The organism is Streptosporangium sp. LJ11, assembly GCF_051918945.1.
Taxonomy (GTDB): Bacteria; Actinomycetota; Actinomycetes; order Streptosporangiales; family Streptosporangiaceae; genus Streptosporangium.
Genome location: NZ_JBPXMB010000025.1, coordinates 20,228 through 35,932, shown reverse-complemented (window position 1 = coordinate 35,932; position 15,705 = coordinate 20,228). Strand labels below are relative to the sequence as shown.

Annotated in this window: 10 protein-coding genes; 6 read left to right on the top strand and 4 right to left on the bottom strand. The window is 72.7% G+C overall.

Annotated elements, in window-relative coordinates; translation table 11 throughout:
* The first annotated feature begins 114 nt into the window (after window positions 1-114).
* Window positions 115-477: a DUF488 domain-containing protein gene (locus tag ACTOQ3_RS32010; protein ID WP_440087178.1), complete on the top strand. Its 363-nt coding sequence runs from the start codon at window positions 115-117 to the stop codon at window positions 475-477.
* Window positions 478-705: 228 nt separating this feature from the next.
* Complete coding sequence (locus ACTOQ3_RS32005; RefSeq protein ID WP_440087177.1) at window positions 706-1,536, top strand: phosphoribosylaminoimidazolesuccinocarboxamide synthase; 831 nt, start codon at window positions 706-708, stop codon at window positions 1,534-1,536.
* 153 nt (window positions 1,537-1,689) lie between these two features.
* On the opposite strand, the gene ACTOQ3_RS32000 is transcribed toward ACTOQ3_RS32005, so the two are convergent.
* Window positions 1,690-2,493 (bottom strand): PP2C family protein-serine/threonine phosphatase, encoded by an 804-nt coding sequence (locus ACTOQ3_RS32000; RefSeq protein WP_362679730.1) that lies wholly within the window; start codon window positions 2,491-2,493, stop codon window positions 1,690-1,692.
* A gap of 84 nt (window positions 2,494-2,577) precedes the next feature.
* Between ACTOQ3_RS32000 and ACTOQ3_RS31995 the strand changes: the two genes are divergently transcribed.
* Together ACTOQ3_RS31995 and ACTOQ3_RS31990 are read left to right on the top strand one after the other, a co-directional pair.
* Window positions 2,578-4,542, top strand: coding sequence for an HsdM family class I SAM-dependent methyltransferase (locus ACTOQ3_RS31995; RefSeq protein ID WP_440087176.1), 1,965 nt, complete (start codon window positions 2,578-2,580; stop codon window positions 4,540-4,542).
* Between the two features lie 25 nt (window positions 4,543-4,567).
* Window positions 4,568-5,461, top strand: coding sequence for a serine/threonine-protein kinase (locus ACTOQ3_RS31990; protein ID WP_440087174.1), 894 nt, complete (start codon window positions 4,568-4,570; stop codon window positions 5,459-5,461).
* Window positions 5,462-5,578: 117 nt separating this feature from the next.
* On the opposite strand, the gene ACTOQ3_RS31985 is transcribed toward ACTOQ3_RS31990, so the two are convergent.
* Window positions 5,579-6,280 (bottom strand): hypothetical protein, encoded by a 702-nt coding sequence (locus ACTOQ3_RS31985; protein WP_440087173.1) that lies wholly within the window; start codon window positions 6,278-6,280, stop codon window positions 5,579-5,581.
* Between the two features lie 124 nt (window positions 6,281-6,404).
* Between ACTOQ3_RS31985 and ACTOQ3_RS31980 the strand changes: the two genes are divergently transcribed.
* Entirely contained in the window at window positions 6,405-7,286 is an 882-nt protein-coding gene (locus tag ACTOQ3_RS31980; RefSeq protein WP_440087172.1) for a LysR family transcriptional regulator, read from the top strand.
* Window positions 7,287-7,336: 50 nt separating this feature from the next.
* On the top strand, window positions 7,337-8,161 hold the full coding sequence (locus ACTOQ3_RS31975) for an MBL fold metallo-hydrolase (protein WP_440087171.1): 825 nt from the start codon (window positions 7,337-7,339) through the stop codon (window positions 8,159-8,161).
* Window positions 8,162-8,245: 84 nt separating this feature from the next.
* On the opposite strand, the gene ACTOQ3_RS31970 is transcribed toward ACTOQ3_RS31975, so the two are convergent.
* The gene (locus tag ACTOQ3_RS31970) at window positions 8,246-8,611 is read right to left on the bottom strand and encodes a phosphopantetheine-binding protein (RefSeq protein WP_440087170.1); all 366 of its coding nucleotides are present in this window, start codon (window positions 8,609-8,611) and stop codon (window positions 8,246-8,248) included.
* Window positions 8,612-8,706: 95 nt separating this feature from the next.
* Window positions 8,707-15,309, bottom strand: coding sequence for an amino acid adenylation domain-containing protein (locus ACTOQ3_RS31965; protein WP_440087168.1), 6,603 nt, complete (start codon window positions 15,307-15,309; stop codon window positions 8,707-8,709).
* Window positions 15,310-15,705 lie beyond the last annotated feature (396 nt).

The following is a 15,705-nucleotide window of genomic DNA, read 5'->3' as shown; positions in this document are numbered from 1 at the left end:
CACCCCGGCCCCGGGCGAGCTCACCCCGGCCATGCACCGGCCTCGACCCGTCGCACACCGACATTTGCCACTACCTGTGGCTGCCGTCGCCGGTCGCCGGGGAACGGTCACCGTATGGCTGCCGAACCAGAGGTACGGGTGCGCCGGGTCTACGAGGAGCCGGAGCCCCGGGACGGCGCCCGGGTGCTGGTCGACCGGATCTGGCCGCGCGGGCTGTCCAAGGAGAAGGCGCACCTGGAGGAGTGGTGCAAGGCGGTGGCGCCCTCGACCGAGCTGCGCACGTGGTATGGCCACGATCCGGCCCGGTTCGAGGAGTTCGGCCGCCGCTACCGGGCCGAACTCGAGGATCCCGAGCGGGCCGCCGCGCTGGAGCACCTGCGGGAGCTGGCGAGGAGCCGGACGGTGACGCTCCTGACCGCGACCAGGCAGGCCGACATCAGCGAGGCCGTGGTCCTCGCCGACCTGCTGCGAAGATGAGTGATGTCGTGGTCCTCACCGGCCTGCGGAGGTGAGGGCGGCCGCGGTCCTCGACGGCCCCGCCGTCGTTCTCGTCCCGGTCGGGCCCGGCACATGGGCGGGGGCGGGGCCGGTCGTCCGGCAGGGCGGGCGCGGGGCGTCGCCGGGTGTCGAATACGGTGAGCAGGTGTCGGTCAGCGACCGGCGGCCCGCAGACGGCCGCCGGGTCGAGCGAGAGCAAGGAACGCAGTGAAGCTTCTTCATTCCGGGAAGGTCCGCGACGTCTACGAGGATCGCGGGGACATCGTCCTCGTGGCGTCCGACCGGGTGTCGGTGTACGACGTGATCCTGCCCACCCCGATCCCCGACAAGGGGAAGATCCTCACGCGGCTGTCGCTGTGGTGGTTCGAGCAGCTCGCCGACATCGTGCCCAACCACGTGATCTCGGCGACCGACGTGCCCGCCGAGTTCGAGGGGCGTGCGGTGCGGTGCCGGAGGCTGGAGATGGTGCAGGTCGAGTGCATCGCGCGCGGTTACCTGACCGGCAGCGGGCTGAAGGAGTACCGGGCGCACGGGTCGGTCTCGGGCGTGCCGCTGCCGCCCGGACTGGTCGACGGCTCCAAACTCCCCGAGCCGATCTTCACCCCGAGCACCAAGGCGCCGCTCGGGCAGCACGACGAGCCCATCTCCTTCGAGGACGTCGTCTCCCGGGAGGGCGCGGAGGCCGCCGAGGAGTTCAGGCGGATCACGCTGGAGGTCTACCGGCGCGGCTCCGAGCTCGCCGCGGAGCGGGGCGTCATCATCGCCGACACCAAGATCGAGCTGGGCCGGGCCGCCGACGGCACGCTCGTGCTCGGCGACGAGGTGCTGACCTCCGACTCCTCCCGCTTCTGGCCCGCCGACCAGTGGGAGCCCGGCCGCCCGCAGTTCTCCTTCGACAAGCAGTACGTGCGCGACTGGGCCACCGGCACGGGCTGGGACAAGCGGGAACCCGCCCCGGAGGTGCCCGCCGAGATCGTGGAGGTCACCCGGGCGCGCTACATCGAGGCGTACGAGCGCATCACCGGCAAGACCTGGTGAGTTCCCAAGGCTCGTAGCCCGCCCGGCGAGGATGCCCGCCGACGAGAAGGTCCGCCGACGGGGGCCGGCTCTCGGGTCCCGCCAGGCCGGGAGAGCCGGAGCCCTGGGACCCGGGACCCGGGGATCGGGCCCGCGGGTCAGAGGGTCAGAGGGTCAGAGGGAGAGCCTCCGCTCGACCGCGGCGCCCACGATGGTCGGGCCCGCCGGAGCCGCGTCGGTGGGCGTCCCGAAGTCGGCCACGACGCAGGTGATGTTGTCGGGGCCGCCTCCCCGGTTGGCCAGGTCGATGAGCCAGCGGGCGGCCTCGTCGGGGTCGGAGATCTCGGTCAGCGTGTTGAACAGGGTCTCGGGACCGACCACGGCGGTCAGGCCGTCGGAGCAGAGCAGGTAGCGGTCCTCGGGATAGGCCTCGCGCAGCGACAGGTCCAGCTCGCCGTCACCGGTGCCTTCGAGGACCCGCAGCACCATCGACCGGCGCGGGTGCTCGGCGGCCTGCTCCGGGGTGATCCGCCCCTCGTCCACCAATGACTGGACCAGGGTGTGGTCGTGGGTGATCTGGTAAAGGGCGCCGTCACGCAACATGTAGGCCCGGGAGTCCCCGACGTGGGCCAGGGCGAAGGTGGCGCCGTCCCAGAGCATGGCGGTCAAGGTGGTGCCCATGCCGCGCAGCGTGGGGTCCTGCTCGCTCATGTCGCGCAGCGTGTGGTTCACGTCCCTGGCGGCGCCCTTGAGCGCGGCGAGCAGGTCGACACCGCCGGCGGGCAGAGTGTCGTCCAGCTTCGCCATGGCGGTGACGGCAAGTGAGCTGGCGACCTCTCCACCCGCATGACCACCCATGCCGTCGGCTATGGCAAGCAGGCGGGCGCTCGCGTAGCCCGAGTCCTCGTTCGCCTCACGGCGGACACCCACGTCCGAGCGGGCCGCGTAGCGCAGTGCAAGTGGTTGGTTCAGTGCCATGAGGGCAGTAAATCATTGGTTGAAGCACTTCACAAGCAAAGTCGTTGTAGACCGCTGCGGCACAGTCAACTACTGTGGCCCACCATGGAGGAGAGCCAGGAGATCACCGTGAACGCGGGCGACATCGCCCGGCTCGCCGGGGTCGGCAGGGCAGCGGTGAGCAACTGGCGCCGCCGCCATGAGGACTTTCCCCAGCCGGTGGGCGGCACCGCCTCCAGCCCGCTGTTCTCCCTGCCCGAGATCGCCGTGTGGTTGCGCGCGAACGGCAAGTCCTTCGAGGTCTCGCTCGGCGACCTGGTCTGGCAGCGGATGCGCACCTCGGTCGACGATCTCAGGCTGGGCGAGCTGGTGGCCAAGGTCGGCGCGTTCCTGCTGTTCCTGCGCCGCGAGCCCACCGCCTGGCGTGATCATGGCACGAAGTCTCTCACCCGCGTGGCCGAGGTGACGACGGATCTCCCCGGCTCCGCCGATCTCCGCCTGGACGACCTGGCCCTCGTCCGGCTGGTCGCCGAGCTGGCCGCCGAGCGCGGCCCCCTGGAGGTCTTCGAGTTCCTGTTCGGGCGCTACGCCGAGGCCCACTCCCGCCAGCTCCCGGTCACCAGGGACGACGTGGCCGCGCTCATGGTCCGGCTGGCGGCCGGGAACGGGGGCGTCGTCCTCGATCCCGCGTGCGGCGTCGGGACACTGCTGCTGGGCGCGGACTCCCTGGCCGGTCGGGGCGGCGCCTCGGCGGGCGGGGGGACGAGCGTCCGGGCGGGACGCGGGGCCGTCCTGATGGGGCAGGAGATCAACGAGACGAACGCGCTGCTCACCGCCGTACGCCTGCTGCTGCGCGGGGCCGAGGCGCGGATCGTCGCCGGTGACTCCCTGCGCGAGGACCGCCTGGCCGGTGAGCCCGCCGACGCCGTGGTCTGCGACCCGCCGTTCAACGAGCGGGTCTGGGGACACGAGGAGCTCGCCGGCGACCCGCGCTGGGAGTACGGGTTGCCGCCGCGCGGGGAGTCGGAGCTGGCCTGGGTGCAGCACTGCCTGGCCCGGGTGAGGCCGGGCGGCCTGGTGGCGATCCTGATGCCCACCGCCGCCGCCAGCCGCCGTCCCGGCAAGCGGATCCGCGGCAACCTGCTCAGGACGGGGGCGCTGCGGGCCGTGGTGACGCTGGCGCCCGGCGGCCCCGACCTGTGGATGCTCCGCAGGCCCGACGGCGGGCGTCCGCCGTCGCAGCTGCTGGTGGTGGACGCCGCCGAGGACCTGTCGATCGTGGAGCCCGCCTGGCGCGCGTACGTGGAGGACCCGGAGGCCGAGCTGTCCGGGGAGAGCCGGACGGTGCGCATCATCGACCTGCTCGACGACGAGGTCGACCTCGCCCCGTCCAGGCACCGCCCCCAGCACGGCGGCCTCGACTTCCTGCGCGACTTCACCGACGCCCTGACCAGGTTCAAGGAGACCTCGGCCCTGCTGCCGGACGCCACTCCCGCCCTCCAGCCGCTCGCCGAGCGGCAGGACCTGCCGACCACCACGGTCGGCGAGCTGGCCAAGGCCGGGCTGATCACGATCCTGCAGGCGCCGGCGAGGATGTCCGCGGACGAGGGCCCGCTTCCGGTGCTGACCGCCGACGACACCGCGGCGGGCGTGCCGCCCTCGGGCCGCACCACCCTCGACCCGGCCCTGGTCATGATCAGGCCGGGCGACGTGGTGACCACCGCGCTGGGCGCGGTCAGGGTGATCACCCACAGTGGCGCGGCGCTCGGCCCGCAGCTCACGCTCTACCGGGTCGACCCGCAGCGGCTCGACTCCGGATTCCTGGCCGGGTTCCTGCGCTCGGCCGACGCGGCGAGGATCCATCCCAGTTCCAGCCGCCTCGACGTGCGACGGGCGCGGGTGCCCATGCTGCCCCTGTCCGACCAGCGGATGTACGGTACGGTCTTCCGCGAGCTGTTCGACCTGGAGGACAGACTGCGCGAAACGCGGACGCTGGGGGAAACGCTGCTCCGGCTAGGCTTTGACGGACTGGTCGACGGCCATCTCCGGCCGTGCGACCAAGGGGCGTGACGCCCGCAGGTCCAGGGGAGGGTCGATGGTCATCGGCGACCGATACGTGCTCGACGACCTTCCCCTCGGCCAGGGGGGCATGGGGGCCGTCTACGGCGGCCACGACAAGCATCTCGACCGCAGGGTGGCCGTCAAGTTCCTGAAGTTCCTCACCGGCCCCGACGAGGAGCTGAAGCGGCGTTTCCTGCGCGAGGCCCGCATCCTGGCCAGGCTGGAACACCCCGGCGCTCCGGTCCTGTACGACTTCGGCACCTTCGACCAGCGGCTGTTCCAGGTGATGCAGTTCATCGAGGGCGTCACCGTGGCCGACGTGGTCAGCGAGCACGGCCCGCTCCCGGTGCCGTGGGCGGCGGCGATCGCCGCGCAGGCCTGCGCGGTGCTGACGGCCGCCCACGCGCTGTCCATCTACCATCGCGATCTGAAGCCGACCAACCTGATGCTCTGCCCCGACGGGAGCGTGAAGGTCCTCGACTTCGGCCTGGCCGTGCTCCGCGAGTCCGGTTCGACCCAGTTCACCCGGGTGGGCCAGATCCTCGGCACCCCGTCGTACATGGCGCCCGAGCAGATCCAGCGCGGCCTGTCCGGCCCCCGCAGCGACCTCTACGCCCTCGGGTGTGTGATCCACGAGATGCTGACGGGCCGCCAGCTGTTCACCGGCCCCACCGAGTACGCCGTGTTCGAGCGCCAGGTGAAGGAACGCCCGCCGGAGGTGCCCGGCGTCCCGGACGAGCTGAACCGCCTCGTCGCCGACCTGCTGGAGAAGGATCCCGGCAACCGTCCCTCGGGCGCCGACGTCCTCTACGAGCGGCTGCAGCCCTTCGCGGTGGACCTGCCGATGCTTCCCGGCTTCCTGCACCCGTCGTCGGTGCCGAGCCCGGGACGGATGTACGCGCGGATGGTCGGCCGGGTCCTGGGCTGACGGGTTCGCGGCCCCTGTGGCACCGCCGGGCGGGCCGGGAACAGGTCCTCGCCCGCGTTTTCCCGCCGAGGGCGCCGAGCGGCGGCCGGCGTTCCCGTGGTGCTCTGTTCCAACGTCTCAAGCTCCCTTTACCGGCATTTTCGGTACGTAATGCAGTTCGTTCAGGCCGCTGCCGGGGTCGTAGGTGCAGTAGTAGTCGCGCCAGGGGTATCTGGCGTGCGCGCTGACCTCTTCGTACAGGCAGAGGTAACAGTTGCTGAAGCTTGTGACGTACACGCTGCCAGGGCGGACGGAGGTCGGGAAGTCGCAGTTGCCCACCGTGATCGACGTCGATTCCCGCATGGCGTCGTCACCGGTCACGGCCGCGCACCCTGACGCGCCCAGCACGCCCAGGCCGAACCACAGCGTGACACTCGTACCGGCGAGCGCGATCGCCCGAGCGGAATTTCCCTTCTTCACGAACATCCCTTTCTTAACGCGATCTTGATGATTCCGACCGCATGGTCGCGGTGTCCGCGGAGCCGCGCGGAAACCATGTTCCGGCCGGTCGGCACCCTGATCGGAGGCGGTGACCGCCTCCGTGGTCTCGCGGCCGGGGGCGGTTGGGCAGCGGGCGAAGGGGTAAGGGCCGAGCAGTGAACCGAGGCCGGACGACCAGATCCCACCTGCGACGACCCCGATGACCTCGACCAGGCCGGTCTCGCGAGCATCGAGCTCGATCGGCGGCGGGGCGTTCGCCGCGGCGGCGCCGGCGCGCACGACAGACTCGATGAGAATGAGGTGGCACAGGTCAGGCCTGACGGCTTTTTGGCTGGTCATCGGGCCGCTCATACCGTCTGGACCAATCTTTCATCAGATTTCGCCATAAGTCCAAGGCTTGTTCTGACGTCATCGATGCCCTCCGGACATCGGCGAACGCGATCAGGGCGGGGGTGGTGCTCGAATGGATCTTGATCTCCGCAAGCTTCGCTACTTCATCGCGGTGGCGGAACGGCTGCATTTCGGCCGGGCGGCCGAAGCACTGCACATCACACAACCCGCGCTCTCCCGGCAGATCAGACAACTAGAACATGACGTGGGCGCCGACCTCTTCGTCCGTACCAGCCGGGAGGTCACCCTCACTCCCGCGGGCGAGCAGCTCCTGCACGACGCGGGGCGGCTGCTCGCCGCCAGCCGCGCGGCCCGGGACAGGGCGCGCCGCGCCGGCGAGGACGGGCGCCACCTGACCGTCGGGTTCATGCTCGGCATAGACACCGCCCCGGCCCTGCGGTGCTTCACCGAGCGCCACCCCGACGTGATCATCCACCTCAAACGCCTGCACATGAAGAACCGCAGCGAGGCTCTGCTCGACGGCCGCGTCGATGTCGGCTTCGTCCGGCTTCCCTTGGTCTCCGAGGGACTGAGCACGATGTTCCTGTACACCGAGCCGTTCACCGTCGTGCTGCCCGCCGACCACCCTCTGGCGGGCAAGACCTCGCTGAGCATCGACGACGTCGCCGACGAGCCCGTCCTGCACTACGCCGACGCCGACCCGGCGTGGAACGCCTTCTGGAGAATCGACCCACGCCCCGACGGGACCCGGCCCCGCTCCGGGCCCGCCGTGCACGACATCGAGGAGATCGTGGAGTACGTCCGGGCGGGGCGCGGTGTGGTGTTCCTCCCTCCCGCGATCATCTCCTTGTTCCCGCGGCCCCACGTCACCTACGTTCCGGTCGCCGACGCCCCGCTGGGCACGGTCGTGCTGGCCTGGGACAGCACCCGGCGCTCCCCCCTGATCGCCGCCCTGGCCGAGGCCATCCTGGAGGCCGGTCCCCCCGGGCGGTGAGCCGGAGGTCGTTCACCGGCCGGTTCCGGCGATCGGGGAGAATACGGCCCGTGGAAGGTCGATGGGTCGAGGTGGCGGACCGGGTGCTCGTGCGGCGGTACGCCGAGCTGGACCTGTCGGTGGGGCTGGTCATGGGCGACGGCGGCTGCCTGGTGGTCGACACGCGGGGGGACGAGCGGCAGGGGGCGGAGCTGCTCGCGGAGGTGAGACGGATCACCCGCGACCCGTGGACGGTGGCGATCACCCACTCGCACTTCGACCACAGCTTCGGCACCCGGCCGTTCCTCGGCCGCCCCGTCTGGGCACACGAGAGCTGCCGCGCCGACCTGGTCGAGAACGGCGGCCGGGCCAGGGACGAGTGGGCACGGTACTACCGGGATCTGGGACGCCCGGACATCGCCGGCGACATCGCGAGGACCGAGATCGTGCCGCCGGACCACCTCGTGACCGACCGGGCCCGGCTGGTCGTCGGGGGCCGCCCGGTCGTCCTGGCCCACCTCGGCCGCGGCCACTCCGGCAACGACATGGTCGTCCACGTGCCGGACGCCGGGGTGATCTTCGCCGGGGACCTCGTGGAGAACGGCGCGCCGCCCGCCTACGAGGACGCCTACCCCCTCGAATGGCCCGCCACGGTCGCCGGGCTGCTCGACCTGCTCGACGGGGGTCCCGGCCCCGGTGGCGCGGTCGTCGTTCCCGGTCACGGCGACCCGGCCGGCCGCGCGTTCGTCGTCGCCCAGCACGCGGAGATCTCCGCTCTGGCCCGTCTCTGCGAGCGGGTGAGCGCGGGTCTCCTGTCCCCCGCCGACGCCGTACGCCGGTCGCCGTACCCCGAGGAGACGACCAGGATCGCCCTCGGCCGCGCGGGTCGCCCCTGACGGCGGCCGGGTCGCGTCGGCCGCGGAAGAGCACGCGGGCGGGGCGGGCCCGGCGCGGTGCCGGGCCGGTGTCCGGCGGTCCCCTCAGGAGCGGGTGAGGTCGGTCAGGTAGGCGGTGAGGGCGTTCAGATCCTGGAGGAACCAGGTGTCACCGCCAAAGTCGATCATGATGTCCAGCTCCGCCTCGATGGCGTCGACCAGGCGGATCGTGGCGATGGAGGTGATCCCCATGGCGACGAACGAGCTGTCGGAATCGAGGATCTCCTGGGCGGAGGGTTCCCCGTCACACGCCGTGGACAGCGCTCCGGCCAGCCACGTCCGGAGGGAGTCCCCGGAAGGGGGGACGCCCGTCCCCGTCGTTCCCCCGGCCCGCTCGGCCGGCGCGGTCTGCCCGGCGGGCTCCACCGGTTCGGCCGGACCCGCCGGACCGGCGACGTCTGGGTGACTCATTCGATACCTCCAGTGGGAAACCCGGGTTCCGGTCCCGGGAGGGTGCCGGGTTCTCCCCCGGCCCGCCGGTCGTCACGGGGAAGGGGTGAGCGTGTTCAGGAACCGTCCGTGCCGAGCATCCGGGCGACCTCCTCGTCCGTCAGCGCGGACAGCTCCTCCATCAGGATCCGCTCCACCACGACCGCGAGATCGGCCACCGTGCGGTTCCTGAAGAGCTCGCGGACGGGAACGTCGATCCCGGCGGCCGTGCGCAGGCGGGAACCGACCCGCACGGCGAGCAGGGAGTGACCGCCCAGCGCGAAGAAGTCGTCGAGCGCGCCGACCTTGCCGACACCCAGCACCTCCTGCCAGACGCCCGCCACGAGGATCTCCGCGTCGTTCCTCGGCTCCACGAAGGGCCGGTCCTCGTCGAGGTCGAAGCCGGGCGCGGGCAGCGCGCGACGGTCGATCTTCCCTCCGGTGGTCACCGGCAGCTCGTCCAGGGTCACCCAGACGTCGGGAACCATGTACGGCGGGAGCGCCGCGGCGAGGTCGCGCCGGAGCTCCGCCGGGTCGGCGGGGCCCGCGACGTAGGCGACCAGCCTGTCCTCGCGGGCGGTCACCGCCGCCTGCCGCACGCCGGGGTGGGCGAGGAGACGTCCCTCGATCTCGGCGGGCTCGATCCTGAACCCGCGGACCTTCATCTGGTCGTCGACGCGGCCCAGGAACTCCAGCAGGCCGTCCGCGCGCCACCGGACCAGATCTCCGGTGCGGTAGAGCCGCCCCAGCTCCGGGTCGTCGAGGAAACGCCCGGCGGTCAGGTCCGGACGGCCGAGGTATCCCCTGGCGAGTCCCGCGCCGCCGAGGAGCAGTTCCCCCGGGGCGCCGGGCGGCGCGCGGTGCGGAAGCTCGGACGGCGTGCGGCGCGGAGGCGCTCCGGGGGCGCCGGGCGGTACACGGGGGTCGCGGGGGTCGACGACGACCGCCCGGGTGCCGCCGATCGGCCGCCCGATCGGAGGGCGTCCCTCGGTGTCGGCGGAGCCGAGATCGGCCGCGGTGGCGATGATCGTGGCCTCGGTGGGCCCGTAGGTGTTGACCAGCCGGACCCGGTCGCCGAACCGCTCCCGCCAGCGGGCCACGGCTCCGGCGTGCACCTGCTCGCCACCGAGGATGACCAGCCGCAGCCGTTCCGGCCAGGCCACGTCGTCGATCTGGTCGACCAGCCGGTGCCAGTAGGCGGTCGGCAGGTCCAGCACGGTCACCTCGCGCCCCCGGGGTCCGGCGAGGACCTCGGGAAGGGTGACCGCGCCGCCCGGCAGGAGTTCGAGGGCCGCTCCCGAGGCCAGCGCGGGGTAGATCTCCTCGGCGTGCGCGTCGAAGCCGAGCGCGGCGAACTGGACCACCCGGTCTCCCGGCCCCAGCCCGTACGCCTCCCTCATCCAGGCCACCCGGTCGGCCAGGGCCCGGTGCTCCACCACCACGCCCTTGGGCTGCCCGGTGGACCCCGAGGTGTAGATGACGTACGCGGCGTCGTCCCCGTCGACGCGATGCGCGGTCTCCTCGGGCCTCTCGTGCTCCAGATCGTCCAGGACCAGCACCGGGACGTCCCCCGGCGGCGGGCCGCCGAGGCGGCGGGCCGTCACCAGGAGGGCGGCTCCGCTGCCGGACAGGAGCGTCCCCACCCGTTCCTCCGGGAGTTCGGGGTCGACGGGCAGGTAGGCGCCACCGGCACGCCACACGGCGAGCATCGCCGCGACGACGTCGATCGACCGGTCCGCCACGACCGCGACGACCGTCTCCCGTACGACACCGCGGCGCCGGAGCAGCGCGGCCAGCGCGGCGACGCGGCGCTCCAGGCCCGCGTAGGTCAGCGTCTCGTCGCCGCAGCCCACCGCCGTCGCGTCCGCGTGCAGGACGGTCGCCTCCCGGACGAGGTCCGGCACGAGAGGACCGGGGAGGAGGGCCGTCGCCTCCTCGTGGACGCGCAGCCGGGCGTCGTCCTCGTCGGTGCGCAGCGGCAGCGCGGAGAGGGCCCGGCGGGGGTCGGCGGCGATCGCGCGGCACAGGACGCCGAACCGGCCCGCGAGGCGGGCGGCGGTCTCGACCTCGAACAGCTCGGCGTCGTAGCCGAGCACCAGGAAGAGCCCGTCGTCGTCCCGCCACATCTCCAGCATGAGGTCGAACTTGGCCTGCCGGTATCCGGCGTCGAAGAACTCCAGGTCCAGGTCGGCGAGGGAGTCCCTGGTGCCGTCGTCCTGGCTGTGCAGGATGGCCATGGTCCGGAAGAGCGGCGTACGGCTCAGGCCGCGCTCCACCTCCAGCTCCGTCGCGAGCCTCTCGAACGGCACCTCCTGGTGCGCCATCGCCTCCAGCACGATCGTCCGCGTACGGCCCACGAGGTCGGTGAAGGAGGGGTCTCCCGACAGGTCACCCCGCAGGACCAGGGTGCTGGCGAGATAGCCGACGACCGGCTCCAGCTCGACGCGGTCCCTCCCCGCGTAGGAGGAGCCGACCATGATGTCGTCCTGGCCGGTGTGGCGGGCCAGCAGCACCTGGTACGCGGCGAGCAGCACCATGAAGAGGGTCGCCCCGCACTCCTGGGCCACCTCCTCCAGCCGCGCGGTGAGATCGGCGGGCAGGCGGAAGGAGTGGAACCCCCCGGTGTGGGAGGAGATCGGCGGGCGGGGGTGGTCGAGCGGCAGCTCCAGCACGGGAGGGTCGGCGAGCCGCTCGCGCCAGTAGCCGAACGCCGCCCCGTCGTCGCGGCTCCGCTGCCAGAACGCGATGTCCCCGTACGTCACCGGCGGCTCGGCGAGACCGGGTTCCGTCCCGTTCCGGTGCGCGGCGTACAGGGCGGCCAGGTCGTCGGCCAGGACGTTGAGCGACCAGCCGTCGCCCGCGATGTGGTGGAGGACGAGGCAGAGCACGTGGTCGTGCTCTGCCAGGCGCAGCAGGCTGACCCGGAACGGGGGCGGTCCCGTGAGGTCGAAGGGGGCGTTGGTCCGCTCCGCGACCAGCCGCCGCGCCTCCCGCTCCCTCTCCGCGAGTTCCCCGCCGCTCTCTCCTGCGGTCTCTCCTCCGGCGGTTCCGGGGCCGGCCCCTCCCGCGAGCCGCTCTCCCCCCGCCGGTTCCCCGCCGGAGAGGTCGATGTGCTCGATCAGCGGACCGGTCGCGGGGTCGGTGATCGCGACCGGCCCGCCGTCCACCTCCGGGTAGCGGGTGCGCAGGGTCTCGTGCCGCGCCGCCAGGTCCCGGAGAGCGTGTTCCAGCGCGGCGGTGTCGAGATCGCCGCGCAGGCGCCAGACGTTGAACATGTTGTACGCCGCGTCGTCCGGATCGAGCCGGTGCAGGAGCCAGAGCCGCTCCTGCGCGGGCGAGAGCGCGAGCGGCGCGCCCTCGGGGCGCGGACGCAACGGGACGGCACGACCGTCGTGGTCGTCCGCGGGGCCGGACACGGCGCTGCCGACGACCTCGGCGAACCCGGCGACCGTCGGCCGGCCGAACAGCTCCCTGACGGGAACCTCCACGTCGAGCAGCGCCGCGATCCGCGCGGTGACCTTGACCGCGAGCAGCGAGTGCCCGCCCAGGCCGAAGAAGTCGTCGTCGGCGCCGAGCCGGTCGGCGGCCACGCCCAGCACCTCGGCGAAGATCCCGGCCACCCGCCGTTCCAGGGGGGTCTCCGGCGGGCGGCCGTGCCCGGCGGACGGCCTGCCGGGCGCGGGGAGCGCCTTGCGGTCGACCTTGCCGTTCGGGGTGAGGGGCAGCGCGGGCAGCGGCACCACGACCGCGGGCACCATGATCGCGGGCAGCGACCGCGCGACGTGCTCCCGGAGCCTCGCGAGGTCCACCTCACCGGTGACCTCGACGCCTCCGGCCGCGGCTCCGGTTCCCGCTCCGGTTCCGGCCTGGACTCCTGCTCCGGCTTCTGCGGCACGGTCCTCTCCGGCGGCGGGTGGGACCCCGACCACGTACGCCACCAGGGTGTCGTCGACGATCGCGGCGACCGCGCGGGAGACCTCGGGGTGGGTCTCCAGGACGGCCTCGACCTCGCCCAGCTCGATACGGTGGCCTCGCAGCTTCACCTGGCCGTCGGCCCGGCCGAGGAACTCCAGCCGCCCGTCCGCCAGCCATCTCACCCGGTCGCCGGTCCGGTACAGACGCGACCCCGGCGGACCGAACGGGTCGGGCAGGAAGCGCTCCGCGGTCAGGCCCGGCCGCTTCAGGTAGCCCCGCGCCAGCCCCGTCCCCGCGATGAACAGCTCGCCGACCACCCCGAGGGGCACCGGGTCGAGCCTGTCGTCGAGCACGTGGACACGGGTGTTGGCCAGCGGCCTGCCGATCGCCACCGTCCCGGGCTCGGCGGGCACCGGCTCGTAGGTGGACCAGATCGTCGTCTCGGTGGGCCCGTACACGTTCCACATCGCTCGCACGCGCCCTCGCAGCGCGCGGGCGAGGGCGGGCGGCAGCGCCTCGCCCCCGGTCAGGGCGGTCACCCTCGGCCCGTCGAATCCCGCGTCGAGGAGCGCCCGCCAGCCCGACGGCGTGGCCTGGACGTGCGTCACGCCGTGCGCGGCGGCGAGCCTCACCAGCGCGAGCGCGTCCGACGCCTCCGCGCCTCCCGCGACGACCACCCGGCCGCCGGTGACCAGCGGGAGGAAGAACTCCAGCACGGAGATGTCGAACGACAGGGAGGTGAGCGCCAGCCAGACGTGACCGGGACCGGCGCCGAGCAGGTCCCGCATGGCCAGCAGCAGGTTGACCACGGCGCGGTGCTCGATCGCGACCCCCTTGGGGCGGCCCGTCGAGCCCGACGTGTAGATCACGTACGCGAGGTCGTCCGGCGTCGCGAGCGGCACGGGGGGCGTGCCGGGCTCACCGGCGAACACCAGGGGGTCCTCGATGAACAGGACCCGGGCTGTACTCCCGCCGCTCCCGCCGCTCCAGGCGTCCTCGGGAAGCCGTCCGCGCACGCGCTCCTCGGTGAGGAGCAGTTCCGCGCCCGAGTCGCGCAGCACGAAGGCGAGGCGCTCGGCGGGGTAGTCCGGGTCGAGGGGCAGGTAGGCGCCGCCCGCCCTCATCACGGCCAGCAGCGCGACCAGCGTCTCCAGCGAGCGGGTGGCGCACACGGCCACGACGGCGCCGGGCCGCACGCCCTCGCGCCGCAGCCGGTTGGCCAGCCGGTTGACGCTCGTCTCCAGTTCCGCGTACGTCAGGCTCCGCCCGCCGCACGTGGCCGCGACCGTCCCGGGCTCACCCGCGACCAGGTCGTGGAGGGTGGCCTCCGGGCGCGGGGCGGCGGTGTCGTTCCACACGGTGAGGGCCAGTTCGCGTTCGGCCTCCGGGGGGAGACCGAGCTCCGACAGCCGCGTGCCGGGGTCCTCGACGGCCCTGCGCAGCATGGCCGCGACGTGCGCCGCCATCCGCTCGGCCGTGGCGTGGTCGAACAGGGCGGTGCTGTAGACGAGGGAGAGTTCGAGGTCGCCGTCCCGCCGCCCGAACTCCAGCGACAGGTCGAACTTCGCCGACCGTGCGTCGCCCAGGTCGACCGCCTCCGCGGTGACGCCGGGCAGGGTGAGGGCGGTGCCCTGATAGTCGTGCAGGACGAGCTGGGCCTGGAAGAGGGGCGTGCGGCTGAGGTCCCTGGGGACGTTCAGCTCGCTCACCAGCCGGTCGAAGGGCAGGGCCGCGTTGGTGTACGCCTGCAGGGCCGCGCGGCGGACCCTGACGAGCAGTTCCCCGAAGGTCGGGTCGCCCGACAGGTCCCCGCGGATCACCAGCGTGTTGAGGAAGAGCCCGATGAGCGGCTCCAGCTCGTCCCTGTCCCGTCCGGCGATCGGCGTGCCGACGCAGATGTCCTCCTGGCCGGAGCGGCGCGACAGCAGGACCAGGTACACGGCGAGCAGCACCATGAACGGCGTGGTGCGGGTGCGCCGGGCGAGCCCGTCGACGGCGTCGGCCAGCTCGGCGGGGAGCAGGAGCAGGGCGCAGCCGCCCTCGGAGGTCCTGACCGGGGGACGCGGCCGGTCCGTCGGGAGCTCCAGCGTCGGCGGGTCGGCCAGCCTTCGCCGCCAGTGGCCGAGTTGCTCGTCCGCCAGGTCGTCCGGACGCTCGCGCTGCCACAGCGCGAAGTCCGCGTACTGGATCGGCAGCGGCTCCCACGACGGCCGTTCACCGGCCAGGAACGCTCCGTAAAGCGTGGCCAGCTCGCGCGCGAACACGCCGATCGACCAGCCGTCCACGGCGATGTGGTGGAACACGACGTAGATCGCGTGCTCCCGCTCGGACAGGCGCAACAGGCCCGCCCGGAGCGGCGGCTCGCCCGCCAGGTCGAACCGCCGCTCGATCTGCTCCCGGACGAGCCGCGTGGTCCGCGCCTCACGTTCCGTCTCGGGAAGATCCGACAGGTCCAGCAATTTCAGGTACGGCCGGTCGCCGGCCGGGTGTGGCTCGTCGACGACCTGGACGGGAGCGCCGTCCCTGCTCGGGAAGCGGGTCCGCAGGATCTCGTGCCTCGCCACGATCTCGGCGAGCGCCCGCTCCAGGGCGTCCGGGTCGAGCGGTCCCCGGAGCCGTTCGGCGATGAAGACGTTGTGGGCGCCGCCGCCTCCGGCCCCTTCCAGCCGGTCGAGGAACCACATGCGCTCCTGGCCGTACGAGAGCGGCAGCTCGCGGATGCCATCGGGCCGGGGTGTGATCCCGTCCCGCGCGAGCATGTCCATCCCTAGACCTCCCGCCGGAGAGGCGCGGGAACCGTTCTCATGACGGCCTCCCTGCTGGCAGATCGCGAGCCCGAAAGGAGATCCTTCATAATCACGACAAAAGACTGTCAGATAAAAACATAAATCCGCAAGGAGCAGACATTCAGCGCCGGATATCGGTGCCGCCTTCGGCGAAGGCGCTGACTGCGCTCCGGACCGTCCGCGCCGCCGCCGGGCGTACCGCTGACATCATGTCGCCTGACACTAGTTGCCGGTGCCCACGCCGTGAAGGCGGGGGCGGGAGGTTGACCGCGCCGCCGCCGGGAGTGTCTGATCATTGTGGGCGAGCGGCTTCACGGGCGGGTCGCGCGGCTCGCGGAATCGCGCCGGACCCGGTCCGGGCGTTCACCCACGACG